Raw genomic sequence first — 26,177 nt, 5'->3', positions numbered from 1 at the left:
ACGAAAGCCCAGCATGATGCCGGGCTTAGGATGATTTCGGAATGCGGGTGGTTTGCTACCTGCCCACGGTTTTCAGAGCCAGTGCTCCGCGAGAGAAGCCCGACGCGATTGGGCGTCGAGCCTCTCCCGTAGTTCGCTGGTGGACGGATGAGTTGCGCCCTGTCCGTCCTCCTGCGATTCCTCGTGCCCGTGGGCGCGGGAAGTCTCTTTGTCGTGCAGCAGCGTGGCCAGCTTGTTCTGCTCGGCCGCGGCGCGCGCTTCTTCCAGATCCAGCTCGAAGCGGTCAGCCAGCGAACGCAGACCGGTCGTAGTATCCCGGTACGCAGGATTGACCACCGGGGCCACATCGACCAACTGCACGGCCTTGAGCGTGCGCAGCGGGAAGTCCTCGGAGGTGTATCCCCAGTCGTCCTCCATGGTTCGGAAAGCGAAGGAGCTGAATCGCAGATCGCCACGCTCGGCGAGCGCTTTGACGTCACGGCCGGTGCTAGTGTCTGGGAGGTCCACTTCGTACCAGAGGCCGGTGCCGTCGGTACCCAGGCGCAGGGTCTCGGCCAGGGAAGTTCCCAGTAGCGCGTCATCCGAGTGGTTGAAGCGTGCCAGAACTTCTACACCGTCGGCGATGGTCTTGTTGAAAGCTGCGGGGTCGACTTGCTCGACGAAGCCGCCCAGGTTTTGGCTGTAGCGGTTGAACACAGCTGCGTAGCCGAACAGCACACCGATGCCGTTGGTGGAGGCTCGCAGTTCGATCTTGGCTGTGTGGAACCGCCGTTCGATGTCTTTGTTTTTCACGAGGTTTCCTCCTTCGGTGCGGTTGGTTGCTTGCCGTAGTTCTTCAACCATTCCTGCTTTTGCTTGTCGGTCAGGATTGGACGTTCTTCCAGCTCGCGGCCCTCGTCGAGGGTGAGCAGCCCAATTTCCAGATTGAGCTTGTTCACTTCGGTTCGGGTCTTGATGTCGGTTCGCACCAGCGCATCCGGGTTGAACTTCATGTAGTGGTAATCCGGGAGCAACCGCGTGATGTGGTGCTCCAGCCGGGTGAAGATCGGTTGCAGCGCCCGGGTTTGGAATTTGATCTGGTTCATTTCCAGCGTGGAGTACGTCAACGAGTTTCCGGCTTCGCCGCCGATATCCGACGGATCTACCCGGTAGATCGCTGCGATCTGGTTGGCGGTAGCCTTGATCGTCTGCAAGAATTGCGCTTCGTCTGGTTTGACGCTGACTGCATTCCATTCCCAGTCCTCACCAGAAACAAATACGTCATTGTTGGCTACGGCTGCCTTGAACCGCGCTTTCGCCTTGGCTGAATCGGATCCGGTGAGTGATCCCTTGTTGTACTTCAGATGGCCTGAAGGGGTGGACCCGTTCTTGAACCAGTCGGCGCCATATCGCTCGGCCGAACTGCCTGTTTCAAGCATCTGCCGAAACTGGCCGATGGGCGATAGCCCGACGACAGAACCGGGGACCGGATACCACGGGATGTGCACGACGGTGCTGGGATCCAGATCCTTGCCCTTGTACTGGTACTTAGGCTGGCTTCCGCTCTCGTCCACCGCCACCGCGTCAGGATGCAACCAGGCAATCTTTGATGGAATACCACCGCTGTCCAGTGCGACGATCAGCCCGTAGGCGTTACCGCGCAACAGGAAACTGGTGGTGAACTGGTGCAACCATTCGATGCGGGTCATGGTGGCCGCGGGATGCGGGTCGATCATGAGCTGCGACTGCTGCTTCGCTTTGACCTTGGATCCGCCGGTGGATTCGTACTCGCTGCAAGGCATGATCGCGATTGAATCGGCAATCAAGCTTGTGGCCGCGTACAGCGGGACCAGGCGAAGGGCCGACTTCATCGACCCGTCCAGACCCTTGCCACTGCCGAGGATGCTGAACCAGCCATCGTTGTCGGAGCGGGTTTCAACGCTCGATCGTCGGAACAAGCTCATGTGCGCGTCCTCCGATCAATTAGCCAGGACAGCACCAGCAACAGCACACCGCCGGTGGCCAAGGCTCCGGGCAAGGTGTACATGGCCACGGCGAGTGCGATAGCAGTGATGACTAGTAGCGATCCGATCAGGTCGAGGATGGAAGTAAGCCCTACAGGGCGTAGGTCATCCGAGCGTTTCATCGACATCGTAGGCATCCTCTCTTTTCTCGATGTACAGCCAGCGAGCCAGGGCGACTGCGTACATGGGCGATATGTCCTTGAGTTCCCGGCCGCGAGCGAAGACGAACGCCTTGTCGGCGATGATGCGCTTGACCGTGCAAGCCATGGCGTCGTTCAGGAGCGAGTCATCCGGGAAGCGGAGGTTTCCCACCAAAGCCTTGTCGTAGAAGTCGCCACAGGCGGCCACACGCTTTGGGCCGGTGACAGTGACGACATTAAAGCCTTCATCTTCGAGGTCCTGCTTCAGGGACACTGCCGAGCCGTTGCCGTCGATTGCAACGTGGCTTCCGCCTAGTACTTCTCGGAGGCGTTTGAGTTCGGCGACGACGTTCTGCGTGCCGTCCAGCCGGTCGAATACTTCGACGTATGCGTTGGCGTTCGGGTCCATTGGCTTGGCCGCCAACGCGATCGATGCGAAATCCCTCTCCGGAGAAACATCGATCGCCCAGAATGGCGTGCCCGTCCAGGACTCGTCATCGATGGGAACGAAGTTCTTCTTCCAGGCAAGCTCAGGAATGAGCTTCGGAGGCCCCTTGGCTGCTGGCCACCACCCCAACCAGGCACGTTCCCATTCGGTCTTGTCTGTCGTGTTTACGCGCAAGTTCATCACGCGCTCGGCTTCTATGGTGTACCCGATGGCCGGGTGGCAGCCGAGGAGGGTTTCGACGTCGTTCGGATCCGAGTCCACCGGGGCCGAGTACTCGATATAGCAGGTACGTGACTCCACGCCTGCATCAATCAGCGCCCGGCCCAGATCGACCTTGTCCTTCAGGTATGCCGAGGACGTATCGCCTGCTGCCGAAAGCACCCACATCTGAGAGCCGACAATGGTCATCAGCGTTGGCTGCAGACCGCCTTCCAGCATGCTGTCCCGGTGCACGTACGCTTCATCGATATGCGCTTCATCGTTCGCATCGCCGTGGCCGGACTCGCGCTTCACCGCGTCGATGGCCAGCTCGGCACCGTTGATGAAGCGCACAGCTTCCTCGCCACCTCGCCACCGTGGCTTAGTCAGGAACATGTCCAGTGGCGAACGGTGCAACGGCAGGTAGTAGTCATCCTTGAGCCGCTTGAGCGCTTTCAAGCGGTTCTGGGCTGTGTAGATCATCCGGGCATCCTGCGTCGTCAGCGCTCGGTGTGTCAGCTTCCCGCGGCTAATGGTGGTCTTGCCAGCACGGCGCAGCACAATGATGATCACCGTGTCGTACCAGTAGCCACCCGTGCGCGGATCAATCTCGCAGGCCACATTCAACGCATCGCGCTGCCACGGCATCGGAGTATTGCCCATGGCCTTCATGACCTTGGCAACCTGGCCACCGCGAGTTTGCCTCTGCGGGTTTCGTAGCGTTGCGTACAGCGGCGCGGGATTCCGCGGAGCATACAGCGACTCCACGAGCCACCTCCATTACTGCGTCGAGGCACCGCCCTCATCGCCAAACAAGCCAGCCAGGAACGCCTCGGGCGAGGTCGGGGCTTTGTCGCCACCGTCCGTGACCTTGCGTAGCCGGTCGAAAACATTGAACAGGCGCGACTCCATGCCGGAAATCAAATCGGGGCGCTCAATACGGGGGATCTGGTCCAGCACACGGGCGTTGTACTTGGCCAACACGAGCAGAGTCTTCTTGAACGGCGGTTCACCAACGAGCTTGTCCAGCTCCTCGGTAAGCACTTCCTCGATCTGCCCAGGCTCTGCCTGCCAGTCCAGCGACATGCTCGATGCGTCAACGGCCGGCGGGAGCTCCGGAAGGTCTTCCAGCGCCACCTCGCCACCCTGCTCGCGCAGCTTACGGCGAGCGCGGTACGCCGCCATGTCATCGCGCTTGGCTTTCTTGCACCCTGCGCAGCGGCATCCTCGACGGTATCCGTTGAGGCTGGGCTCGCCCTTGCCATGGCGGTAAGGAATTGACGGGACCTGAGAGTCTTCCATACCCTTTACCGCCTCTCTGGTGAGCTGGTGAAAAATCGGCCAAATCGCCGGTTGACCTGCCTACATGTGTAGGGCACTACCCGGGAAATCGGGGAGAGAGAAAAAATGGAACATGCGCGGATGATCCGTACGCGCTTTTCCTAAAAAACCGGATGTTTCTGGGGCGGATCGAAGGTCATCGACGCCTCAACGCGGATAATTTTGTGACTGGCCTAGGTGCCGGTTTCTTTTTCTTCCGACGCCTGGCAGCTTCCTTCTTGCTGTTGCATCCAAGGTGCATGGGCTGAAGGTTCCATGGTGCGGTTGGATGACCGCCATCGGTGAGCGCAATGATGTGATCAAGCGATGGACCGAGTGGATGCTGGCGACGAAGGCCGAAGACAATCTCTTGCCGGCACCATGCACAGATCGAACCAGGCGGACAATGCTGTGCAACCAGCCTGCGCCATGGCCTGCCCTGCCTGCCACGCTTGGGGTCCCATTCGCTGAGCACTTGCACCTGCCCTAGATACGACGAAAGCCCAGCCGGTAATTGGCTGGGCTTTCGATACACAGGGCTTTGGATACACCTGTGGTAAGCACGTTCATCGTACAACGACAATCGCGAAACTGTCGAATCAGGCTGGTCTGGTCAATTGCTCAAGGATATGGATATCGCTCCCCTTCCATTCGGCGCCACATACCCTGCATAGCACCAGCACCGAAGTGCCCTTGTTACCTCGGCGGATCTGGGCCACGACTGCACGATTCACCACACGCTCACCATTCAGCTCCTCACGCACCTCATTCGAGTGGCAGGCAGGGCAGGGCCGGCGCAAGGCGACGATGATCGGCGGGTTCAGAAGCGACTCGATCTCCTGCACCCATGATGCCAATACTCGGTGGCATTCATTGAGCGCTTCTTCATCCACACTCACCGATCCGGACTCATGCTGGATACTCAGGCTCTCGACCCACTGGATGACCTTGTCCTGCAGACCAGGAGCAGGCTTACCTGGATACCGGATCCAGTACTGGTCATTAGCTTCCTGCTCGATCTTCATCTGCAAGTCCAACGCGGCCGCATCCAATGGCAACCCCGGCCCAGACGAGCTACCACCAGAGCTAGGCTCACCCGATGGCTTCAAAGCCCTGGCCAGCAAGAGCAACAGCGCCTCGGTCTTCACCACGCGAGGCCCTTCCGGCAACCGCTCAATCTCATGCGTCGATTCCAGGAGCTGATCCCGCAATCGCCACACCTGAACCAACCGATACATCGACCGACTCTCCACCGGCACTCCCCCACTCTCCGTTGACTTCAACTGCACGCATCCCCAACATCCACAATCTTCAACATCCTTATGCTCGGGCACTGGTCGCACCTCCTCGCAGGACTTTCTCAACACGACGACTCACCCAATCCGACGGACGCCACACCTCAGCAAACTGGCCACCAAGACGAAGATCATCCAGCCACAACTCCTGCGCTGCACTGACTCGCCCGCCCTGAGACTTCAACTCCACGAACAAGACCTGCTTCGTCCGACCATGGATCATCACCAGATCCGGGAACCCTGCCTCGGAACCACGAGAGTCCTTGGTGTGATAGATCCTCATGTACCCCAGGGACTTCGCTAAGCGGATCACATTGGACTGGAACACGGCTTCACTCCACTGGAGGACGGGGTTATTGAACTGCTGGCGGTACTTCATTAGCTCTTCCTCCTACGAGGTCTATTACGTCTTCGACGGGGCCGAGAATCAGTCACAGGCTTAGTAGGAGTGCCATGGCCAGCACCAGCGTGCCCGTCCAGACCCAGCCCAGCCCGGCCCAACCCGTCCCGACCCGACCCGGCAAAGCCAGATCTGACATAGCTTTCACCTGTGGTCTGGTTTTGGTTATCAGTTGATCGATGTTTGATCAGTGTTTGATCGGCGCCCTGGTTCGACCGTGCACGTGAGCGGCCGGAGGTATCCGTTGCCTGCTCTGGTTCGGGAGCCTGGGTTTCCCGATCTGCAGCCGGGTCCTCAACCTTGACGGGAAGTTCAACAGCGGCATCTTCGGCTTCGATCGCTTCAACGCTCGGGAACGCGGCCAGATCTGAGTGCGATCTGAAGACCCGGGCCGGTGAATCCGTTGCGCCAGGTGACTCGACCGCGATCGTCTTTTCCGTAGCAGTGACGGCTGCATCGGTGGCGCCGGAGGTGTCCGTTGCGCTCACCTTGGCCGGATCCTCACCACGAGTGGGAGGTTCGACAGCCTGCTTCTGTCCTGCCGGAGACTTTGCGGGAGTCTTCGTTTCCTTGCGTTCCTCGGTCGGTTTGACGTCGAAACCACATTTTTCCATCAGCCACTTTGCCGTCGCCGTACTGTAGTACGGGTTTGTCGGCACGGGTCTGAGTTCCTTATCCCAGTTGTCACCGTCCTGTCTTGAAGAGTTGCATGATTTGCAGGCTACGACCCGGTCTTCTTCCTTCGCGTTCTTTTCGCCTGGCTTGAGGTGGTCGATGGTTCCCATTCGCGCTGACCTGCGATCTGAGTCCCATCTGGTGATGCGGCCGCACCAACGGCATTCGTCGCCGTCGCGCTTGCGCACGGGGCCGGAACGCTCGGGGTTGCGGTTGTCGTACTGGCGCTGAGCTTCCCATTCCTTCTCGGAACGAAGAATCATGTGGAAGAGGTCCTTTTCTTCCACGAGCTTCAGCACTTTGCGCTGTTCTTTGCCAGTGACATTTCCTTCATCGTCTTTGGTCTCCTCGGTGATTTCTTTCTCGAAGAAGATCCCGCAGAACACCGCTGCATCTCGCAAGGCTTCATACCGGCCCCACGCCAGACTGCGAGCAACACCAATCTCCACGATGTAGTCCATATCGTGAGCCGCCGACATCGTCGCGCAGCGGTTCACCCAGCCGTACATCTCATTGAGTAGCCGGTCGTCGTAGTCCTTCCACTCCAATACCCGAAGAACGAGAGGATGATTCGCGGCGATGTCCGACTGCTTCAACCACGACATTCTCGGTTCCGTTCTTCTCTCTTGCTTTTGGTAGCTTCTGAGCTTGAGCCTTGGCTACGGCGAGCGCGTCTTTAGGGTATTTGGTGTCTGCGATGGTGTTTCTTCGTTGAAGGGTGATCCAACGGAGTGTGTATGGGTTTCTGCAGCAGTAGATCTTGTCTGAGTCATCGGTGAGGGCTCGCATGATCATCATTGGTGGGCCTCGATTCTTATGACTTGTTCGGGGTCGCTGCGGTGCTTGATCTGGACACCGTTCCAGGTGAGCTCTACGACGGTGGCATGGAGTTGGTGGGTTAGATAGGTGATGCGCCCGTAGAGTCGTGGCTCGCCCGGAACATTGATGCAGGCGTGCAGCCCCATGTGCTCCAGATTGTTCAGTCGGCCGGTTTGGATCGCTTCCATGTCCCGCAGCGGGTCAAGGCGCGATACTGGCCCATCACTCCTTGGGCGTTTTGGCTTCACTAAGTCGGTCACTCGTCCACCTCCGGGCGGTACAGCACACGGGCGGGGAATACTGGTGTTGCTGGCATGCCTTCATCGTCCCGCCAGATAATCCCTGGAGCTCCTGTGCACCACACACGCCAGAGCCGTCGACCCGTGCGGTCTTTGATCAGGGAGCCAACACGCAATCCAGCATCACTGGTTACTTCCGGCTGGGCGACGGCGAGGTAAGCGGACACGGCGATTTTGGCGGCTTCCGTGTAGTAGATCTGCAAGCCTTCCCAGTCCTCATGGTGCGGGGCTAAGGCGTTCTCAGCCGCTTCAAGCGCGTCCGGGTTTAGCGGGGCCTGGTCAGTCATGACTACTGCTTTCCCGTCTGGAGCTCCAGCTCCGGCAGGAGCGTTTCGGGCTTGATGATGATCCGTGTGTGATAGACACTCACATCAATGGCGTCAAGCTGCTCGGCCACGTAGAACGTGTTGTCCGAAAGCCCGATCATGTGCTTGCGGTATTCGTTCTCGCCGTGCCTGCAGGTGACTTCCAGCTGGTGCCCCTGGTCATTGATCGAGCATCTCCCGACGACCTCGAAGGCGTATTCTCCGGTGATGCCGTTGACGCCGACGATGTGGCGCTGCACTTCGAAGTTATCGGCGGCGATCGACAGGTTCTCGTTGGCCATGTCCGCGTTCGTGGTGCAACCGGCGAGCGCGATGGTGGCTAGGAGTGCGGCGGTGATGGTGGTGGTTTTCTTGGTGTTCATGACTCTTTCTTTCGGGTGGTGGCGATTTCGGCGATGGCTCGGCCTAGTTGTCCGTGGAGTTCAGCGAGGGCGAGTGGTGAGGCGTCTTTGCTGATGTGTGCCAGGTGTCGTGCGATGGTGCGGGTTTCGCGGCGTGCTTGGATTTCTGCTGGGGTTCTGTTGGCCTGGCTCATCGGGGTCGTTTTTCGTTCCGAACTTGTTCGGCCACCATGGTTTTGAGGATCTCCATGGCTTCTGCACGAGTGAATCCTGCTTGCACGTATGCGACGAGCATTTCGTGCATTTGGATTGCGCCGGCGAGAAGCTGGCTGATGGGGCTTTCTGGGTTGGTGCTCATGCCTTCACCAGGAACCCCGAGAACGGACCGATGACTGGCGTCTCATGCGGCAGCATCTGGCCATCCTTTGGATAGACCAGGGCGGCTTCGTCCAGTGGGTTCTCCGGATCTCCGCCGGGCAACCAGTACCAGTCCTTACGGAACTTGATTTCGAACTCCACGAGGTCATCCGCGTCTTGGAACGCTTCGATGGTCTCCCCGGTATGGTCTTCGACCCATCCGCGTACAGCTTCGTCTGCGCTGTGCGCGTCTGAGGTTCCTTCGACAAGCCACGTGTCGGTGTCTTCGCCGAGTTCCCAAACTGTGAAGTTCTCGTTGCTCATGGCTGCAGCTCCTTTTTCAGGTCGTTGATTTTGTCGGGTTGGAACCCGAACCAGGTGGTTTCGTCGGTCGTGGCCGGGTAGTAGACGTGCACGAACGGCATTTCGCATGCCACGCCGAGGCTGGTGGCCTCGCGCTTCAGCTCATCAATGAGTTCGCGGTGGTCGTCGTGGACGATGATCTTGTTGTGCTGGATGCCGGCCTCGTCGAGCTTGCGGAGCGTGGTCTTGCAGCCCTGGCACACGGGCAGACCCTTCCCGGACGGCTTGACGTACACGGTGACGCGGGGACGCTCGTCTACCTGCGGCTCCTCGCCGAGTGGCTGGTCGAAGTCGCTCATGCTGCTGGTCCTTTCGGGCTTTGGAGAGCGGCTGCCGATCTTCTCATCTGGGCGATGAGCCGATTCACGGCGACCGCACCTTCGGGGGTGAGCTTGAGAGTGTGCATAACCTCGCCGCGGAATCGTGGCGCATCGTGGGCGAGGACTGCGTGAAAGTAGTTCTTCTTGTCGGCCATGGCGCTATACCGGTAGATCGGTTTCTTGCGCTGCTCCGTCTCCGACCAGCGTGAGGATTCCTGCTTGTAGATCCATTTCCGGTCCAAGAGGATCGCGCGCAGCTCGCCCTCGCCTACCTTCAAATCCGATGCCAGCGTTCGGAAGGTGATCAGATCCTCGTCGGCCACGAACGTATCGACGTAATCCGCTTTCGGCTCCAGCTCCGCGATGTGCTGGTCCTTCGCCGCGATCATCGCCTGCGCTTCTATCACCGCCATGGCTAGCAGCTCGGCACCGGACGGTTTGACCGACGGTGCCTGCACCTCCGCGGCGCGGGTCTGTATCGCGAAGTACGATTGCGCGGCCGCGACTTCTGGCTTGTTCGGATCGCCGTTCATGGCGACCAGGTACGCTGCGAAACGCGACAGGTGCCAGTCTGACTGTGGCATCTTGCCGGCAGCGGTAACTTTAACCGATCGGTTAAAGTTGCTGGCTGTGAATTGGCCTTGGTTTCCGGCGGTGGTCATGGCCCGGTTCAGCGGTGTTTCGAAATTCTGCCACGTGCTGTACCCCATGAGTGTCATCAGGTCTCGGGCCGACCAGTACTCGTTACCTTGGTCATCGGTGCGCTTGATCTGGTCGAACGGTGAGCGTGCGGATTCTTGCTGTGCTGCGTAGGTGAACAGGTCGTTCATTGGGTCCTCCTTACAAGGTGGTTGACTTGTTAATTTCTTGACAAGGTTTCAGCTGACGATGGCCAGGTGCATCGGCACGTGATCGATCCATGCTCGTTTGGTGGTTCGGAAGTTCTTGTCGGCCGTATTGTCGAGTTCCAACTTGGATACGTGCATCAGGCCGATGAATCTCGATCCGACCATGACCAAGATTTGCCCTCCGCCGGCAGACGCGAGCATGCAGCCGACGCCGTACACGGTTTCTGCAGCCTTGAACGCGCTGAGGGTTTTGCTGTCGAACTCGATCGGTGGAAGCTTGGAAGAATTCGCCTGCACGTAGGTTGCCAGCGTGTGCCACGACTTTTGCAGGTCTTTGCGTTCCTGCACCGGAGTGGTGACACGGTATGAGTCCCCTCCGAATAGCTGGCCCAGGCGACGGATGTTGATCGTCGCGATCTGGATGTCCTTTTCTTCAGGTTTCCGTTCAACAGTGAATGTCACCGTGATTTCCAGCCGCACTTCCCAATCCGTCTTGGACGGCGTGAACGCGGCAATGACGGTTGAGGCGATATCCGGAGTCATGCTGAACTCTCCCAGCTCGCCATCCCACTCGTCTTGGTCAACTTCTACTCGGGCCATTCCGGTGGTGAGGCCGTTCTCGGCGAAGACCAAGAGATCCCCGTTTTCGCGGAGAGACAATGTCAGTGAATTACCGACGGTGTCTTTCTTGTCCTTGGATGCGTGAGTCTTTACCGAGGCCAAGGCCGCACGGAAGTAGTACATATCAACGATGAACTTCATGATGCTGCCCTCTTCTCCCTGGTTCTTCTCTGGTTTGCTTCGACGCGCTGTTTGAGCTTGCGCCGGGTGCGTCGTTCTTCCTGGCTGAGCCCGCCGAAAGTGCCGTACTGCCGGCTGTTCGGATTGCTCTGCCCGTGCTCGTAGCAGATACTGACGACCGGGCAGCCCTCGCAGATCTTCTTGCCCGGTTTCGCAGCGAACGGCGCCGAGCTGATCGGATAGAACGGGTCCCCGTCCTTGCGGAAGTCCCACGTCTTGGCCATGTCCGCGCACGCGGCCTGATCCATCCACGCATTCGGATCACTGGACTTATCTGGAGCCTGCTGGATCATCGATGGGATGCGCCTGTTCACCATTGCGGGGCCCATCGCATGCGCTCGCTGCCGAGCTGGCCTGTTGTGAAGAAGTCGCTGATGCTCTTGAACTCCTCCACGGTGCGCTGCGCCCACCAGAACAGCTCGTCGCGGTTCGGCGAAGTGCGCGAGACCTGCACTCCGTTGACCAGAACCGGCTTGCCCGGGATAAACCAGAGGGTCGCGACCCACAAGGTTTCGCCCTCGGCTATGCCTGGCACCGGCCTGATCGTGGCTCGCGGGTAGTCCGTCCAGTACTTCCACCCGGGCTGGATCTGCTGGTATCCACGCTTGATGTCCACCACGCGCAGCGCGGTTGGCAAGGTCGCTGTGGAAGGATGCGCGGCCTGGCACTTGAGCCGGCCGATCACCTCCGGTGTGATCTCGTCGATGTCGGACCCCGGGGCCAGCATGACGTCGATTCTCTGGACCACCGGCATCAGGCGTCACCGCCATCGCAGGTCGGGCAGGGGGTGGACGCGTCGGCCGCGATCACCTGGTGCTGGCCACAGCCCGCGCAAGTCACCTCGGCACCCACAGGCAGATCAACATCCAACCCCTGGCTGCCCTGCTGGTCTTGGCTTGCAGCCAGACGCATCGCATCGACCTCGTCGCGGTCCGGGATGTACCCAAAGAGTTTGATCAGCCTCTGATACCAGGTAGCCATCGGCTTCCACCGGGCAGCTTTCTCCCAAGAATCCCGCTGATACAGGTTGAATTTGTGAGACATGTCCTCGGCATCTGCGGCCTGCAGCCACGCGTACAGGCGCACCTGCTGGCCCAAGGTCATCTTGTATACGAGTTCAAAGGCCTGCTCTTCCCAGATCGAGCGACGCGTTCTCACCGGTTCTGAGTACTCGCTCTCGTCACCCTCTGGCTCCGGGTACGGCAAATTGATGGCCTGCGCGACCAACCGTTTACGCGCTTCAGTCAACGAGTCACTGGCGAATACAACGTCAGCGAACAACTCGCGGTCCTCGGCATCGGAGAGTGCCTTCTTGTCCTGGATCTTCGAGACAACGAATTGCTGGCGCGCAACCTTCGAAGTCGGCAACGTGCCGTTCAGCCGGCGAACCAGTTCCAATTCGGCCTTACGCTCAGGCGAAACTTGCTTGGCCTTCATCTTGGCCTTGGCCCACCAGTTCACCGTCTCCGGAGTGCTCACATCGAATTGGTGCCCGGCCGCGATGTGTTCCTCGACGGACAGCACCGCATCGGTCTTGGACCACCTGCCGCTGTAGCGGTTCTCGGAATCAATCTCGACAGCACCCTGGCCGGTCAGCTCCACGCGCAGCACGTTGCGCTTCGCATTCGCCTTCTTCTGCTCGATCAGTCTGGTGACGTCGTGCTGATCCTGCTTCCAGCGAGAAGATTCCAGATCATCGACAACGCTCTCGAATAGGCTGCCGTCGCCGGTCTCGGTCTCCACATCCAGGATGTCCGCGGCGGTGAGCAGGTCAATGGTTCCGCGTTCGTGCAGTTTCGCGACCTTCGGCTGGCTGGCCAGGCGAGCGCGTGGCTTCACCTCGGCCTTGTCGATATTGAAGTTCTTGGCGATCCACGCCTCGGTCTTGCCCTCCGTGAGCAACCCCTGCAGGGCCTGCGACTGCCCCAAGTGGTCGAGCGGCAAGTGGTTGGTGCCCGTAGACAGCGCTTCGGTGAACAGAGCCATATCTGCGTTCGCTGGCGCCGGCACGACCTCGCACTTGAGCTCAGTCAGGCCGGCGCGCAGTGCGGCCGCGTGACGGCGGTGACCACCCTGGATCTTGTAGTCACTCTCGCGCTCCGGGTGCGGGTAGACGGTAATGGCGTCCATCTGGCCGACGGACTTCAACTCGTGAGCCAGCTGGTCAATATCGCCCATGTCGGTGCGAGGGTTCTTAGGATCCGGATGGATCGCATTGATCGGCAGCATCTTCAGCTGCCCTGGTTTTTGAGACACGAGTCCCCTCCAAAGATGTGAAAGTCAGAAAAAAGTTAGTGGCTTGCCGGCAGCAGCTCAGCGTCAGCGCGCATGATCCGGTGTGCCCGGATTTCGGCGTTCACCCAATCGACCACCGCGAAGAACGCGGCGATCCCGGTGAACATCAGCAGCAGCGTGGCCAGTCCGTTAGGCTGGTAGTTGGCCACGAGGACCGCAGCAACCAGGACGGCCACCAGGGGGATCCACATGATCCACATGCGGCGCTGGGCCAGCTGATAAACCTTGCCGGCGGTCATCGTGCGCCACCGTCGAACAGTGAGGCGGCGTCCACGGGCTTCAGGACGTGCAGGAAGCTGGTGACCTTCGCGTACTCGATGCCGTTCACGAACAGCGCCCCGGCGCCATCGTCGCCTTCCTTAGCGATGGACGCAGTATCCACAAACACGCTGTTGCCCCGATACTTATCGCGTCCCCAAGCCGTCGCGGCCTTCTTGACCTGGCGGGCACGGTCCGCTTTCGATTCGCTATCCCAGAAAGCAGTCAGCTTCGCCGAATGGTTATGCTGCCCGCGTGGGATGATCAGCACTCTGCCTTCAGCCTTGCTCATGCTGCGACTGCCTGGGCATTGAACTCTGCTCGCCAGCTGGCATAGACACCAGCAGCTTCACGCAGGCACTGCTCCCGCGAAGGCCGAACCTCGACCTGTGAGTTACCAGCGGTGTTCGATACACTGGACATTGAAATCACGCCTTTCTTAGTGGTTAGTTTTGGTTTCGTCGCCCTCAGCAGTTGCACCTGCTGAGGGCTTTTTATTTGCCTTCTTCTTCTCATGCCGTCTTTTTCTGAGAAACATCGTGTTCCGCAAAATCTGACACATGAGTCAAAAAAAGGTCTTCGACTCCAACGCCCAAGAACTTCGCAATGCGCAAAGCTGGTTCAGGTTCCAAAGTCTTCACTTCACCGTTCACCAAGCGATTCATGTAGCTATGGGACTTCCATCCCGCAGCTTTCGCCAGTCCTCGATTGGAGACTTCTTGGACGATCATGAGCCGCTGGAGCATCTTCCTGTCTCGGAGTTCCATCCAGAGACCTCCTGCTACTCGGGGATGTTTGACAATGTTCACTGTACCGCCTTCTGTTACGCCGTGTCCAGTAAAACGATACTTGAGAATTGCCCTAGTGTCCACCATTGATTCGCATTTCCTTCCCGTATCCGCGCGGACTCGGGCATCACTGTCCTAAAAATGGTAAATTTCTTGTGTCCAGTGTGGCGTTACAGGCAGTGTCCGCCCTGCTTGATTTGCCCTTTGCATCTAGCCCAAGGTTGTTCCGTGAACGAAATCCACCCACTTGGTGAGCTGATCCAAGAAGTCATGGACCGCAACGAGTGGTCGCTTCGAGGCTTGTCCTCACGGGCCGACCAGCTGGGCTTCAAAATGAGCCACTCTAATTTCGGCCGGCTCAAGGATGAACCGATTACGAGCATGAAGGGCGAGACGATCAAGATGCTCGCCAAAGTACTCAAGGTTCCCGAAGCCCGAGTCGCTACAGCGATCCTGGACTCCATGGGCGTCGCCAACGATGGCAGCCAGGAACGTGTAGCTTTGACGGATTTCGTTCGCACTTCAAGTGAAGTGAGCGCACGCGACCAGCGGATTCTCTTATCCGTCATCGGTGCCATGCGCGACGACGAAAGCGGAAGCAATGGACAACCAGAACGCGACAACCCCGACTCAACAGGCCCGCATCTGCGAACGGTGGCGTCCGAGGGTAACGCTCGCCCTGGACAGAAGACCGCGCCAGGGTATGGCATCACAGAACTCCACGGCGAGGAAGCCAGGAGCATCCCAGTACCTCCACGCGAGCGACTCGCAGCGCACCCAAAGGTGAAGACCAAGCGCGAGCAACTGGACGAAGAAACCGGCGAGCGCGAGCCAAATGCATTAGGGGGCGACGACTAATGGCTAGGCGCGGACTCCCTGGATTAGCTGTCTATGAACTCATAGCAAGTGAGCTGGGTTCAAAGGACCTGCAACAAGGTAAAGCAAATGTCTTCGTGAAGTCAGATGAGGACGCAGACCACCCGGTTGTCCTTCACGAATACATGGCTGCGCGCTTAGCTCACTCAATGGGCATCCCTGTCCCCTTCGGTGAATTAGCAACTATCCAGCGCAATGCCAAAGCCTGGGCAACTGCTATTATCGGCGCGCATGGTGAAGTCTCCGCTCCACCCAATCCACTTGAGCTCAGTGTTGCAGAGCCTCATATTTATGCCGGCATCGCAGTATTCGATGCGTGGTTGCTAAATATTGATCGCACGGATGTGAATCTCATCTGGACTCCAGACGTGGGCCTCTGGGCCATTGATCACGAGCAGTGCTTCAACGGAGTAGACCCCCGTCTACCAGACGCACTCAAGAATTGCACTGGTCTAGTTCATTGTTCCCAAGTTTACAGGGAAGCCCCACCCCAGCCCGATTTGATGCAACCTTGGATTGACCTCATTCGCTCTCACGGGAAGAGGTGGATCAACTCAGCCTGTGATGCCGCAGTTCAGAGAGGACTATCCAGTCGCGCCCGAGCTGATCAATATCGCCGTTTCCTAACTTCCCGAGCGCAGGATATTTCTTACCTGTCCACCCAAACGTATAAGGTACATGCCAACGATCTATTCAGTGTGTGGCCAATGGCGTCGGATGACGACGGATCGAATCCTTGTAAGGAGGATCCATGCAAGCGGACTGGTTCCTTGTCCAACTGACTGCCGACCTGCGTCGGCACGAGCCTCGTAATATTGGCGTTGTAGTGAATTGCGGAAGCACTTGGCAACTTCGCTTCCGTGGCATGGATGCAAATGGGAACCTAAATGGCCACCATCTACGCAGCTTAGGGGTCTCGAAATCAACCTACGAATCCTGGGTAGGCTATTTTTCGAGGAAGGCGCACGCAGGCCAATGGGAAGATGTACTGTCACTTCCAAGGAAACGTCCTTCGAACTTCAGCGTCATCCCCGCTGGAACAATTCTTGAGGTAGAGGGCGATCCTAGATTCCTAGCTGACCGCCTGTTCGGAGAGATGGTGTCAGTCCCAGATAGGCACCCTCAGGCACCCTTTGATCTCGCCAAGCGCCTCTTCGCTGATGCCCATGTGGAGGTTCATGAGCGAATACACTTGCCTGGCCGCTGGTATGCCAACACGCCTGAAGTCAATATTCCATTCGATTTTGGGCTCGGCACCGAAAGCCGAGTGACATTGGAAGCACTCAGCCCGAATGAACTAGCTATTTCTCACCTCCGCACCCGTATGGATGCAATTGACCGTATGGGCGTTTCAACAAGGATCATCGCGCTACTCCCATTAAGCCGGGCCGAAGAGTCGCACATTGATGACTTACTAAGACCCGTTGAGAAGAATGCTCACGTGCTTGATCTTGACGCTTCGGACGCGCCTGAGAATCTATTGCAGATGATTTCCTAGCACCCCACTCAGACAGAATAGCTTTTCAGTGCGTCACATTGTGTGAATTACTTTACTCGAACATATATTCGAAGAATGCAGAATGTATGGGGCATGCTGCGCTCACTCGCGCACGTCATTATTATTTGGAACCGTCCGTACCCGGACATAGTCGCGGCCACCGATGGCCGTCGCATTTGGATTGACCCGACTCTCACGACTAATGAGCGGCGCTGCTTCCTGGCGCACGAGGCAATCCATATCCAACACGGCCATGACGGCTGCCAGGCTCCAGCCATCGAACGGCAAGTCTGCCTTGAAGTGGCGCGCTTCCTTGTCAACTTCGAGAACCTGCGGGCAGTCGCCGGCTGGTCCCGGTGCCCGATCGAGATGGCCGAGGAACTCGGCGTCACCGAGCAAGTACTCCTGGACCGGCTGGCCACGCTGGACGGCGACCAGATCCAGACACTCTGGCCACCATCAGATCACATCGCCTGAATCCCCAGGCTTATCAACAACGAGCAGCATCGCTCCTGCCATGAATCACTGCAGGCGCACACTCGAATAAACATCTGATATCCACAGGAGACATTGTGAACAACTCGAATACCACTCCGGAAGAAACCACCCTTACCGAGCTGCCACCAGGCGCATTCGGCTGCACGCCAAGAGTGCCCACCGAAGAAGACGACAACCTGCTCCGACTCCTGATCGGACGACTCGACGAACTCACCCGGCCGCGGCCAGGAGGCAAACTCAAATGAGCAAGACACATCGGCCGAGGGCGGTCCTCTACCTGCGCCAATCCGTGGCCAAGGAAGATTCCATTAGCCTTGAGCTTCAAGAGGACGCAGGCCGCCGTTACGCCGTGCAGGCAGGCTATGTCGTTGTCGGAGTAGAGTCCGATCACGGGATCAGCGGACGAACATGGAAACGCCCGGCAGTGCTGCGCGTCATGAAGATGATCGAAGACCAGCAAGCCGAAGTCATCATCCTCTGGAAATGGTCGCGACTCTCACGCGCACGCCTGGACTGGGCCGTGGCTATCGATAAGGTTGAAGCCGCCGGCGGACGTATCGAATCCGCGACTGAGCAGGTCGACGTGAGCACGTCCACCGGGCGCTTCGCCCGCGGCATGCTGGCCGAGTTCGCAGCATTCGAATCAGAGCGCATCGGAGACACCTGGAAAGAAGCCCACAGGCGACGAGTCGAGCAAGGGATACCAGCTACCGGCAAGAAACGCTTCGGCTACGAATACGACCGGGCCACGGGCTTCACACCGCACCCCGTCGAAGGGCCAATCCTGCAGGAGTGCTACCGGAAGTACATCATTGGATCGTCCTTCTACGAAATCACCGACTACCTCAACCAAGGCCCAACGCTTCCGGGTGCCGGCTACACAGGACCCAAGCCTGATCGATGGTCACCACATACGGTCCGCCGAGTCATGGACAACCCCTTTGCAAGTGGACGCTTCACGGCCAGGGGCGAAGTCCACCAAGGGATCCACGAGCCACTGATCACCGAAGAAGTATGGGAACAATACCAAGTCCGCCGCAAAAGCCGCAGGGTCATCCGCTCCAGCACCAAAGGTAAATATCCTTACACAGGCTTGATCTTCTGTGAGCTCTGCGGACACGGCATGTACGCCGGCCTCTTCGGATCCGACCGCACCCTCAAATATCGCTGCAGCGGTGCCGCGCAATGGAAACTCCACCCAGGCGGCTACGTCATGAACAGCACAATCGAAACCACGCTACTCCCCTGGCTCACGAACCTCGCCGAAGAAATCAACCAAGCAGCCGACAACGCACCAACCGCCCCGAAAACTACAGACCCTACACCGCACCTCCGGCGAGCGCTGATGAAGGTTGAGGCCCGGCTGGAAGGGCTGACCGAGAAGCTGGTGGATGGGACGGTGCCGCAGGAAGTGTATGAGCGGATGCGTGATCAGTGGCTCGGTGAGAAGGGGGCTCTGGAGGATCAGTTGATGGCTTGCCGGGTTGAGGCCCGTGCGGAGCCGGTTAGGCTGCCACCTGATTTGATGTCGCAGTGGGGCGAGATGCCGGCTGAGGTGAAGCGGGAGCTGCTGGCCAGGGTGGTGGCGAGGATCGTGGTGAAGCCTGGGCGCCCTCGTGCTGAGGTGCGGATTATTGCTCGCTGGGAAGAAGACGCCTTGTCAGATGGTAGGAGCAATTAGGTCTTAGTCATGAGCGTGATCATGACCCACCCCGGAACGTCGCCTCTGCTATCCCTGAGTTTCGGAAAAAGCATATGAATGAGTAGTTCACCGGCCGCGATGATCTGCATTGCCAGTTTGAGCATCATTTGTTGTACGTGGTTCATGACAGCCCTTCCAACGTGCTAAAAGAATTCAAAGTGAGAGGTTCAAGATTTTCTATGCACCGTTCAGTAGCTCATCTCCAATAACGCTAGGCCGGGGAATACGGCAAAAACGATCGTGAGCGGCAGAATGCCGAATACCACCGGGATGAGCATGGAAATTTCACGTTTTCCGGCAACTTCCATCAGTTCGCGTTTCGACGCATCGCGAACATCCTGCGCCTGGTCTCTGAGCACCTGTGCCAAGGGCGTGCCCCGCTCTGTGGCAACAACGATCGCATCGACAAAGCGCGTCATCGCCCCGACTTGCATCCGGTCAGACATATTCTGCATAGCTTGGACCATCGGCGTACCTGCGTGAATGTCGTTCAAGGTCTTCGTGAATTCCTCGCCGATCACTCCATGGCAGATTCGCGAGATTCTCTCGATTGCTCCCGTTGTGGATTCGCCCGCGCCGACAGTTAGCGCCAGCACCTCGGCCACGGTGGGGAATTGAGTCAGTATTTTTCTAGACCGCCGGTGGATTTGTTCGCCAAGCCACCAACCACGCAAGGCGTAGCCCGAAATTCCGAAACCAATGACAACCAGCACTGACAAGAACAAAGAAACGTGATACTGGACGGCAGCAAGAGCCATGAATGCAGAACCTGCTACCAAACCAGCCAAAGCATAAACGATTTCCTGGGACCGATAGTCAACGAGGCTCATGTCCAATCCTGCAGCGTTCAGGCGCTTCCGGAGCGTACCGGCAGAAGGACTGTGCAAGCTAGCCAGCTTCTTGATTTGTTGCAGCATGGGGGCAGCTAGCTGGCCCAAAGCCGAGTGCCCGGAGTCCGAGTGCCAGGAGTCTTCAAGCATGCGCGAGCTTCGAACGCCAACACGGACGTGCGGCGCAATACGATCAGCGAAGGCCATTCTGCGCCAGCCCGGCAGGTTCACGAAGACCAGCCATAGACCCAGACCAAGTCCCAAACCGCAAAGCGCCGCCCATGACGTATAGCTGCTCATGCCAGCACTCGTTCTTCTACCGGCAAGGTACCGAGCCGGAGCATGATTCGATAGCAGACGAACGAAACCACCACGCCGAGGCCGAGCACGATCACTCCCCCGAATGTCATATACGCATCTTTCGCAGCTTCCTGGGTGCCCAGGACCAGCAGCAAGATCCACGGCGCCGCAACGGCCAGACGTGCTGCTGAAACAATCCATGATTGCCTGGCCGCGAGTTCTCCTCGTGTTCTCACGTCATCTCGCAGGAACGCCGACAACGTTGTGAGCGTATGGCCCAAGTCGGTGCCTCCGACCTCACGGGTGATGCGCAATGTCGTGAGAATTTTGTCAGCTACCGGGTCTGCCAATCGTTCGCCCAGCTGGTCCAGTGCCACAGAGAAGTTCGCGGTGGCTCGATAGTCCAAGGCGAAGTCCCGGAATAGAGGCCGCAATACGTCCGGTCCCACAACTGCCAACTGGCTCAAGGCTTCAGGAAGCGAGAGACCTGCCCGGATGGCGCTTCGCAAGTGGTCAACCACTTCGGGCCATTGCTCTTGCAACGCCGCGTGGCGTTTAGCTGCCTGATGGCGCAGATAAACCCATGGTGCAAATGACCCAAAGAGGCAAAACACGACGGCGAAGAGCCACGAAGCGGTGAGTCCCAAGGTCACCAACGCGAAAGTCAGCCCGCAGACCGCGCAAATTGCGATGAATTTTGCCGGCGCCAGATTGCTCATGCCCGCATGGAGCAATGCGTTCTTGATCGCCGAGCTGCGTTTAGGCGATTTCTCCCACGGGGCAAACAGCAACCAGTCAACCATGAGGGCAATGCCCAGCCCGCCGAGGAGAGCAAAGAAAGCAACCACCGCTACACCGCCATCAGTTCGGCAATATTGATGCCAGCTACATCGAACTTTTCATGCGACCAATCAGCACCCCTGGCCGGTTGCAGGCGATCGGCCTGCCGTTCGAAAAGCGTCGAGGACTCAATTTGCCCCTCCTCCACGCGATTGCGCACACTGAGAATTTCGTTGACGTAGCGATGGCCCTGGGGGCTTCGTACGCAATGGACAACTAGGTCAATGCATGCGGCTACCGTCTTGATGGTGAAGTCGCTGGTGATGTTCGGTCCGGCAAGCAGAGGCAAGGTGCAAATTTTCGTGATCGCGTCACGGGCAGAATTCGCATGCAAGGTGCACAGCCCCGCGATTCCCGAGTTCAACGCAATCAGCATATCCAAGGACTCTGCCTCGCGAACCTCGCCGACAATGATGCGTTCAGGGCGCATGCGCAGAGCTTCCTTGACCAATCGGCGCATGGTGATTTCGCCAGTTCCTTCAAGATTGGCGAGACGTGTTTGCATCGCAACGACATCCCGTAGCGAGAGATTGAGCTCGAAAATTTCCTCGATGGTGATGATTCGTTCCCTGGGGCCGATCGCTGATGCCAGGCAGTTGAGCATTGTGGTTTTTCCGGCCTGGGTAGGGCCAGTCACGATGACATTAAGACCTGCGCCGATGGCGGTGGAAAGGAATCTCGCCGCTTGTTCGCTCAATGATCCGAGCTCGACCAGGTCTTCGAGCTTTCCTGCGCGTGCTATGAACTTGCGAATGTTGATGGCCCAATGCTCGTGGGTGATATCCGGAATCACGACGTGCAGACGAGATCCGTCGGGCAACTGGCAGTCGACGAATGGTTGGGAAAGATCCAGGCGCCTGCCAGAGGACTTGAGCATCCGTTCTACCAGGGCTGCAATTTCGGCCGATTCCATGCGGATGTGGGTCAGTTCGCTTTGGCCGCCCCTTGCGCAAAAAATTTGATGCGGTGAATTGACCCAAATTTCCTCGACAGAAGGATCATCCAGCAGGGGTTGCAATGGTCCAAAACCGGACACGTTGTCGAAAACTGAACGTTGGGCGGCCTCTAGCGATCCAAGTGAAGGCACAGCTCCAAGCAATGCGCGTTCGTCGTAGTCTCGGATGACTTCATCGATTAAGGCCCGGATCATCGCTGGCTGCTTGGCTGGGTCCAATCCGCGACGCCGGACCAGCTCACGTACTTCGTCTTCGACAATGGACAGCGCATCCACCACTGGCTCCTTTGGCTTTCCTGTTGGAGGATCCCGAAGTCGGGGACCATCGGCGAGCGCGTCGTCGGTGCAGCATACCTATTCGTATGACAAGGGATGCTATCTGCAGCGGAGACCGCTTTCAAGAGGTTGCTGCAGTTGTGGATAGTTCTTAATTCTCTCTCCACAATGGGATTTATATTTCCCGATGCCGACCAAATTGCTGGTTTTGATGGGAAAGGCTACTTTCCATCACCTTCAGGAGGGCTCATGGTCCGCTATGAATTGCTTCTGGTTTCCCGAAAATTCCAGCATCCGAGACAATTCGAACTTGTCATGTCCGGGCGAATCTCGGGCGAGCAGCTCGCCGCGCTCCTGCAGCGGAACTTCCCGGACCATCGATGGTTTGCGGGAGCAACGCGGATAGAAGAATTGGAGATTCTGTCTGCTGCCGATCGCCTCGTGCTCCATGAACTGCCCCAGCCCGCTCTCGTCTCAGGCACCGCTGCTTCGCGCCTCAAGCTGCTAGTGCTTCGCGGCCCCGACGCTGGTGCCTGGATTCCGCTCACGAAGGGAGAGCATGTCATCGGCCGAACTGCCCCGCTCTGGTTGGAAGATCCGCTGGTTTCCAGGAATCATGCGAAGGTCATCGTGACAGCACAGGGCTTGCACCTGCACGCGTGTGCCGAGCAAGAAATTGCCATGCCAGATGGAAGCCACCGCCAGTCCGTCGAGCTGGAGCAGGGGTCACGCTTCCGGCTAGGCAACACCGAATTCGCCGTAGGCGATCCATTAGCTGCCGACTCCGGTCATCTGGTCTCCTCCGAACAGTTGGAAATCCAGGCACCTTCAAAGCCCGAACTGTCCCGATTGATTGCATTGGCCTTAGCCGCATTTGTTCCGATCATTTCCGGCGTCTTGCTTGCCGTGGTTACCGGTTCAATGCTCTTCCTGGTCTTGAGCGGCGTTTCTGCCCTGATGGGGCTGGTACCTGCGGGTCAGCTGGTGGTGGAACGGCGTCGGTGGAAAAGCGAAATGCAAGAGCAGCGGGCGTTCGCGATCGCCGCAAGAACGAGATACTCCCCGGACCTTGGCGAAGCGTTCGTAGCTGGACTGGATGCTTCGTCTTTGGGCCTGTCCTGTAATCGGATACCACCCTTGGTTTGGGGCGAGGGCCTGTGGTCTCCCCAAGAATTCTCTCGTCCTTCTTCCACGGGCGTGCGCAAGATATTTCGAGGCCTCAGAAAGACGAAGACGGATGCGCCCTGGTTTGGTCCGGTGTTCTTCCCAAGCACCCCGGGCGTCTGGCAATTGAAGACTGTGCAAGGGCAAAGTGCGGGATCGATTCTCGCCGCAGTTCTTGCGCGTTACCTCCCGGCTATACATGCCGGCCAGCTACGGCTGGTGATCGATCCCAGTATTCGCTGTCTTCCTGCGTCATTGCTCTTGATGAACAACGTCTGCATGTCCCATCTGTCCGATTCCGATGAATCGAGCTTCCTCAGGAAAGAGGAAGCCGGTCTGGCCACGCTGTACGTCACTGCCCAATCACCGCAGCCCATATCCGGCACACTGGTGCTGGGCATTTCGCCGGTACTGTCCGAGTCTGTGGAGAATTGGATTGTTCCAAGCCCCGTCTGTGCGCATTTGCCCGACGAACGGCTAGTTCTTCAGAGCCTGGGCACGCTGAGCCTCGCTCGGTTCGACAAGATGGTGCAGCAATATGTGCAGCTGCCTAAGAAAGCAGCAACAGAGAATCCAGACTCAAGGCCATCTGGCTCCCGGTGCCTACGCGCGCTTCTGGGTCTGGATGACCAGCAAGAGGACGTGTTCCTCGACCTTCACGAGGACGGTCCGCACGTACTGGTATGCGGCACGACCGGCTCGGGCAAGTCAGAAGCGCTCCGGCGCATCATCGCAGATTTTTCCTGCAACTATTCGCCGGCTCAGCTCGCTCTCGTGCTCATTGATTTCAAGGGTGGAGCTGGGCTCGGTGTTTATGCAGGCTTGCCCCACGTCCAGCTCTTCGCAAGCGACCTTGATGAAGCCGCGGCTCAGCGTACGTTAGAGCAATTGGAGCATGAAGTGCATCGGCGCGAAGAGCTTTTGGCGGATCACGGTTGCAGCGACATTGCCGAATATCAAGATCTCGCTGAACCAGGCCCAGTCCTGCCTCGCTTGGTAGTCGTCATTGACGAATTCCGCGTCTTCATCGAAACCCTGCCTCAAGCCAGCGCCAGAATTGATCGCTTGGCTGCGGTAGGCCGGGCTCTCGGTATCCACCTGATTCTCAGTACGCAACGACCGGCTGGCGCCTTGACCGGGCAAACCAAGGCGAACTTGAACACGACAATCGCCTTGAGGGTCAACGACCCAGGCGAATCGATCGAACTGGTTGGCTCCGTCCAAGCATCCAAATTCCTCTTCCCTGGCCAGGCGATCATCAAGAGTGCTTCCAAGCCAACTCGGTGCCTGCAATTCCATCTGGCCATCGAGCCACCTCTGCACGGCGAATTATTCGAGCGGAATCGCCAAGATCTCACCTTGCTTCCCCTGTGCCAATTCGAGAAGAGCGTTGCATCAGCAACCGGAGATCCATTGCGCGACCGTGCCTCCGAGCTTTCTTCACGATGGTCAGGTACGGAGCTGCCGGCATCCGGTTTTGCCCCGGCGTTGCCATTGCCATCAGAACCATGGCCTTCGCCGCCGTCTTGGGAGGGGAAGGAGCGCGGGGCTATCTGCTGCGGTATTGCAGATAACCTGCATCTGGCCCGGCTCGAGCCGCTGGTCCTCGACCCTGCCCGTTCACGATCAACGTTGATCTGCGGCCTGCCTGAAGCCGGTGCACGCGCGCTATTTGCTTCCCTTGCCGATTCGACAAGAAAAATATTGTGCTTCGGTCCATCACCAGTTCCTGATGCCGCCAAGAACCTCAAAGTCGTCACCGGTGAAGATCCCTACGACTTCTTCGAAGCTGTCGACTTCGTGGAATCCATGCCGAAGGATCCGGCATTGATCATTCTTGTACATTCACTCACCCAGTTGCAGTCCAACATCCACCCCCAGCATTTTCAACGCTTGGATGAAGCACTCGGTACGCTATTGCGCTTCGGCGGGCCTGAATCGCCAATGGTTCTTTGTTCCGTCGACCGGGACCAGAATGCCTTGAAGTCCACTGGTCTTTGCACCGAGCAATGGTTTTTCCCATTCAACGCCACCGAGTCGTTGAAGATGATCTGGCCCAAGATTCCGGCTTGTTCTCCGCTGCCTGGCCGCGGAGTCAAACTAAGTTCCGGGCAACCGCCGCAAGTCTTCCAACTCACCCACGCACATTCGGCTGGCGTCGCCGATAGCGCCTGGCCGGTCCGGCCAACGGCCAGAGAGATCTTTGCAGGATCTGCGCTGCGCCCGGAAACTTTTCTGGGATTCTCGCCCTTTGATGGTGAAGCCGTGCCTCGACCAGCAGGGCAACTAGCCATTGTGCTCTGTCCCGATACGCTACAGCGCGGGCAGTTGAGCGATGTGCTCGCTGGGCGCTGGAACGCCATGCATATTTGCGGCTTGTCGGACTTGGATCGGTTCGTCCGGGCTCTCGATGACGCCTCATCCGGGGACCGGCAGGAATTGCTCTGCGTGTACTTGGAAACCACTAGTGATTCGCGCCTGCCGCCGATCATTGAGGCACTGAAGTCCAGTGGGATCGGTGTCGTGCTATTCGTTCCACCGTCCAACAGGATCGCCTACGACTTGGGAATGAGCGTCAATGGGCTAGATGATCGCCAGGTGATTGTTGTCGAAGCCCATCATCCGCAGGATCTTCAACCGATGAACTGGCCGCCGATCCACCCGGAGATTGACCAAGGGTTCAAGGATTATTGGGCCGCCATCATCTCTAAACGAGGCAACCCTCGTGTGATTCACATTCCGTACGAATTATCTGGCGGGCTTTCAGCGATTCGGCCGGTCTCCGAGGAATGCGGTCGTCTTCGGGGCGAAGAGCATCACCACAGTAGTTCCCGCGATCACAATGGACAGGACCGCCGCGGCCGTCACCATCGGGATGTCGGAGCTCAGGAACGAAACGGAGAGGATGAGCTGGAATAGTTGCCAAACGATAATCGGAGCACGA

General features: G+C 58.2%; 31 protein-coding genes. 6 read left to right on the top strand and 25 right to left on the bottom strand.

Annotation, left to right across the window (positions count from 1 at the left end; all coding sequences use genetic code 11):
* Nucleotides 1-72: 72 nt before the first annotated feature.
* The 22 genes from ACR9WD_RS05940 to ACR9WD_RS05835 form a co-directional block, all read right to left on the bottom strand.
* Entirely contained in the window at nt 73-792 is a 720-nt protein-coding gene (locus ACR9WD_RS05940) for an HK97 family phage prohead protease (protein WP_434922931.1), read from the bottom strand.
* On the bottom strand, nt 789-1,943 hold the full coding sequence (locus tag ACR9WD_RS05935; protein WP_434922930.1) for a phage portal protein: 1,155 nt from the start codon (nt 1,941-1,943) through the stop codon (nt 789-791). Before ACR9WD_RS05935 ends, ACR9WD_RS05940 begins: the two co-directional genes overlap by 4 nt.
* Entirely contained in the window at nt 1,940-2,131 is a 192-nt protein-coding gene (locus ACR9WD_RS05930; protein WP_434922929.1) for a hypothetical protein, read from the bottom strand. Before ACR9WD_RS05930 ends, ACR9WD_RS05935 begins: the two co-directional genes overlap by 4 nt.
* Complete coding sequence (locus ACR9WD_RS05925) at nt 2,109-3,557, bottom strand: hypothetical protein (protein ID WP_434922928.1); 1,449 nt, start codon at nt 3,555-3,557, stop codon at nt 2,109-2,111. The genes ACR9WD_RS05930 and ACR9WD_RS05925 overlap by 23 nt, the downstream gene beginning before the upstream one ends.
* Nucleotides 3,558-3,569: 12 nt before the next feature.
* Nucleotides 3,570-4,091: a hypothetical protein gene (locus ACR9WD_RS05920; protein ID WP_434922927.1), complete on the bottom strand. Its 522-nt coding sequence runs from the start codon at nt 4,089-4,091 to the stop codon at nt 3,570-3,572.
* 617 nt (nt 4,092-4,708) lie between these two features.
* Nucleotides 4,709-5,347, bottom strand: a complete 639-nt coding sequence (locus ACR9WD_RS05915) for a DUF7341 domain-containing protein (RefSeq protein ID WP_434922926.1) — start codon at nt 5,345-5,347, stop codon at nt 4,709-4,711.
* A gap of 82 nt (nt 5,348-5,429) precedes the next feature.
* Nucleotides 5,430-5,783 carry a VRR-NUC domain-containing protein gene (locus ACR9WD_RS05910; RefSeq protein ID WP_434922925.1) on the bottom strand — a complete coding sequence of 118 codons (354 nt, stop codon included), beginning with the start codon at nt 5,781-5,783 and terminating at the stop codon, nt 5,430-5,432.
* Complete coding sequence (locus tag ACR9WD_RS05905; protein WP_434922924.1) at nt 5,783-7,084, bottom strand: hypothetical protein; 1,302 nt, start codon at nt 7,082-7,084, stop codon at nt 5,783-5,785. The genes ACR9WD_RS05910 and ACR9WD_RS05905 overlap by 1 nt, the downstream gene beginning before the upstream one ends.
* Before the next feature lie 189 nt (nt 7,085-7,273).
* Complete coding sequence (locus ACR9WD_RS05900) at nt 7,274-7,558, bottom strand: hypothetical protein (RefSeq protein WP_434922923.1); 285 nt, start codon at nt 7,556-7,558, stop codon at nt 7,274-7,276.
* Nucleotides 7,555-7,884: a hypothetical protein gene (locus ACR9WD_RS05895; RefSeq protein ID WP_434922922.1), complete on the bottom strand. Its 330-nt coding sequence runs from the start codon at nt 7,882-7,884 to the stop codon at nt 7,555-7,557. The genes ACR9WD_RS05900 and ACR9WD_RS05895 overlap by 4 nt, the downstream gene beginning before the upstream one ends.
* 2 nt (nt 7,885-7,886) lie before the next feature.
* Nucleotides 7,887-8,285 (bottom strand): hypothetical protein, encoded by a 399-nt coding sequence (locus ACR9WD_RS05890; RefSeq protein ID WP_434922921.1) that lies wholly within the window; start codon nt 8,283-8,285, stop codon nt 7,887-7,889.
* Nucleotides 8,286-8,454: 169 nt separating this feature from the next.
* On the bottom strand, nt 8,455-8,622 hold the full coding sequence (locus ACR9WD_RS05885) for a hypothetical protein (RefSeq protein ID WP_434922920.1): 168 nt from the start codon (nt 8,620-8,622) through the stop codon (nt 8,455-8,457).
* Nucleotides 8,619-8,945: a hypothetical protein gene (locus tag ACR9WD_RS05880; protein ID WP_434922919.1), complete on the bottom strand. Its 327-nt coding sequence runs from the start codon at nt 8,943-8,945 to the stop codon at nt 8,619-8,621. The genes ACR9WD_RS05885 and ACR9WD_RS05880 overlap by 4 nt, the downstream gene beginning before the upstream one ends.
* Nucleotides 8,942-9,283, bottom strand: coding sequence for a hypothetical protein (locus tag ACR9WD_RS05875; protein ID WP_434922918.1), 342 nt, complete (start codon nt 9,281-9,283; stop codon nt 8,942-8,944). The genes ACR9WD_RS05880 and ACR9WD_RS05875 overlap by 4 nt, the downstream gene beginning before the upstream one ends.
* Nucleotides 9,280-10,134 (bottom strand): phage antirepressor KilAC domain-containing protein, encoded by an 855-nt coding sequence (locus tag ACR9WD_RS05870; RefSeq protein ID WP_434922917.1) that lies wholly within the window; start codon nt 10,132-10,134, stop codon nt 9,280-9,282. Before ACR9WD_RS05870 ends, ACR9WD_RS05875 begins: the two co-directional genes overlap by 4 nt.
* 48 nt (nt 10,135-10,182) lie before the next feature.
* Nucleotides 10,183-10,914 carry a hypothetical protein gene (locus tag ACR9WD_RS05865; RefSeq protein WP_434922916.1) on the bottom strand — a complete coding sequence of 244 codons (732 nt, stop codon included), beginning with the start codon at nt 10,912-10,914 and terminating at the stop codon, nt 10,183-10,185.
* Nucleotides 10,911-11,246: a WhiB family transcriptional regulator gene (locus ACR9WD_RS05860; protein WP_434922915.1), complete on the bottom strand. Its 336-nt coding sequence runs from the start codon at nt 11,244-11,246 to the stop codon at nt 10,911-10,913. The genes ACR9WD_RS05865 and ACR9WD_RS05860 overlap by 4 nt, the downstream gene beginning before the upstream one ends.
* A gap of 17 nt (nt 11,247-11,263) precedes the next feature.
* Nucleotides 11,264-11,707, bottom strand: a complete 444-nt coding sequence (locus tag ACR9WD_RS05855) for a hypothetical protein (protein ID WP_434922914.1) — start codon at nt 11,705-11,707, stop codon at nt 11,264-11,266.
* The gene (locus ACR9WD_RS05850; RefSeq protein WP_434922913.1) at nt 11,707-13,209 is read right to left on the bottom strand and encodes a ParB/RepB/Spo0J family partition protein; all 1,503 of its coding nucleotides are present in this window, start codon (nt 13,207-13,209) and stop codon (nt 11,707-11,709) included. Before ACR9WD_RS05850 ends, ACR9WD_RS05855 begins: the two co-directional genes overlap by 1 nt.
* A gap of 35 nt (nt 13,210-13,244) precedes the next feature.
* Nucleotides 13,245-13,487 (bottom strand): hypothetical protein, encoded by a 243-nt coding sequence (locus tag ACR9WD_RS05845; RefSeq protein WP_434922912.1) that lies wholly within the window; start codon nt 13,485-13,487, stop codon nt 13,245-13,247.
* Nucleotides 13,484-13,798: a hypothetical protein gene (locus ACR9WD_RS05840; RefSeq protein ID WP_434922911.1), complete on the bottom strand. Its 315-nt coding sequence runs from the start codon at nt 13,796-13,798 to the stop codon at nt 13,484-13,486. Before ACR9WD_RS05840 ends, ACR9WD_RS05845 begins: the two co-directional genes overlap by 4 nt.
* 220 nt (nt 13,799-14,018) lie before the next feature.
* Nucleotides 14,019-14,273: a helix-turn-helix domain-containing protein gene (locus ACR9WD_RS05835; protein ID WP_434922910.1), complete on the bottom strand. Its 255-nt coding sequence runs from the start codon at nt 14,271-14,273 to the stop codon at nt 14,019-14,021.
* A gap of 249 nt (nt 14,274-14,522) precedes the next feature.
* On the opposite strand from ACR9WD_RS05835, the gene ACR9WD_RS05830 reads away from it, so the two are divergent.
* From ACR9WD_RS05830 to ACR9WD_RS05810, 5 genes are all read left to right on the top strand, one after another.
* Entirely contained in the window at nt 14,523-15,152 is a 630-nt protein-coding gene (locus ACR9WD_RS05830; RefSeq protein WP_434922909.1) for a hypothetical protein, read from the top strand.
* On the top strand, nt 15,152-15,952 hold the full coding sequence (locus tag ACR9WD_RS05825; protein WP_434922908.1) for a HipA family kinase: 801 nt from the start codon (nt 15,152-15,154) through the stop codon (nt 15,950-15,952). Before ACR9WD_RS05830 ends, ACR9WD_RS05825 begins: the two co-directional genes overlap by 1 nt.
* Nucleotides 15,922-16,668 (top strand): hypothetical protein, encoded by a 747-nt coding sequence (locus tag ACR9WD_RS05820; RefSeq protein WP_434922907.1) that lies wholly within the window; start codon nt 15,922-15,924, stop codon nt 16,666-16,668. Before ACR9WD_RS05825 ends, ACR9WD_RS05820 begins: the two co-directional genes overlap by 31 nt.
* A 93-nt stretch (nt 16,669-16,761) precedes the next feature.
* A complete protein-coding gene (locus tag ACR9WD_RS05815) occupies nt 16,762-17,145 on the top strand; it encodes an ImmA/IrrE family metallo-endopeptidase (protein WP_434922906.1) in 384 nt (127 codons plus the stop codon).
* Between the two features lie 262 nt (nt 17,146-17,407).
* Nucleotides 17,408-18,847, top strand: coding sequence for a recombinase family protein (locus ACR9WD_RS05810; protein WP_434922905.1), 1,440 nt, complete (start codon nt 17,408-17,410; stop codon nt 18,845-18,847).
* A 209-nt stretch (nt 18,848-19,056) separates the two neighbouring features.
* Here ACR9WD_RS05810 and ACR9WD_RS05805 read toward each other — a convergent pair whose 3' ends face one another.
* Genes ACR9WD_RS05805 through ACR9WD_RS05795 form a run of 3 tightly spaced genes read right to left on the bottom strand, consistent with a single transcriptional unit; the run spans nt 19,057 to nt 22,069 of the window.
* Entirely contained in the window at nt 19,057-19,998 is a 942-nt protein-coding gene (locus ACR9WD_RS05805; RefSeq protein ID WP_066137554.1) for a type II secretion system F family protein, read from the bottom strand.
* The gene (locus ACR9WD_RS05800) at nt 19,995-20,846 is read right to left on the bottom strand and encodes a type II secretion system F family protein (protein WP_038990360.1); all 852 of its coding nucleotides are present in this window, start codon (nt 20,844-20,846) and stop codon (nt 19,995-19,997) included. Before ACR9WD_RS05800 ends, ACR9WD_RS05805 begins: the two co-directional genes overlap by 4 nt.
* A gap of 2 nt (nt 20,847-20,848) precedes the next feature.
* Nucleotides 20,849-22,069, bottom strand: a complete 1,221-nt coding sequence (locus tag ACR9WD_RS05795; RefSeq protein WP_038990359.1) for a CpaF family protein — start codon at nt 22,067-22,069, stop codon at nt 20,849-20,851.
* Nucleotides 22,070-22,318: 249 nt separating this feature from the next.
* On the opposite strand from ACR9WD_RS05795, the gene ACR9WD_RS05790 reads away from it, so the two are divergent.
* The gene (locus tag ACR9WD_RS05790) at nt 22,319-26,152 is read left to right on the top strand and encodes an FtsK/SpoIIIE domain-containing protein (RefSeq protein ID WP_434922904.1); all 3,834 of its coding nucleotides are present in this window, start codon (nt 22,319-22,321) and stop codon (nt 26,150-26,152) included.
* The last annotated feature ends 25 nt before the right edge of the window (nt 26,153-26,177 follow it).

The sequence above is a fragment of the Glutamicibacter sp. PAEs-4 genome (assembly GCF_051161755.1).
Taxonomy (GTDB): Bacteria; Actinomycetota; Actinomycetes; order Actinomycetales; family Micrococcaceae; genus Glutamicibacter; species Glutamicibacter nicotianae.
This window is presented reverse-complemented; position numbering and strand designations above follow the sequence as displayed.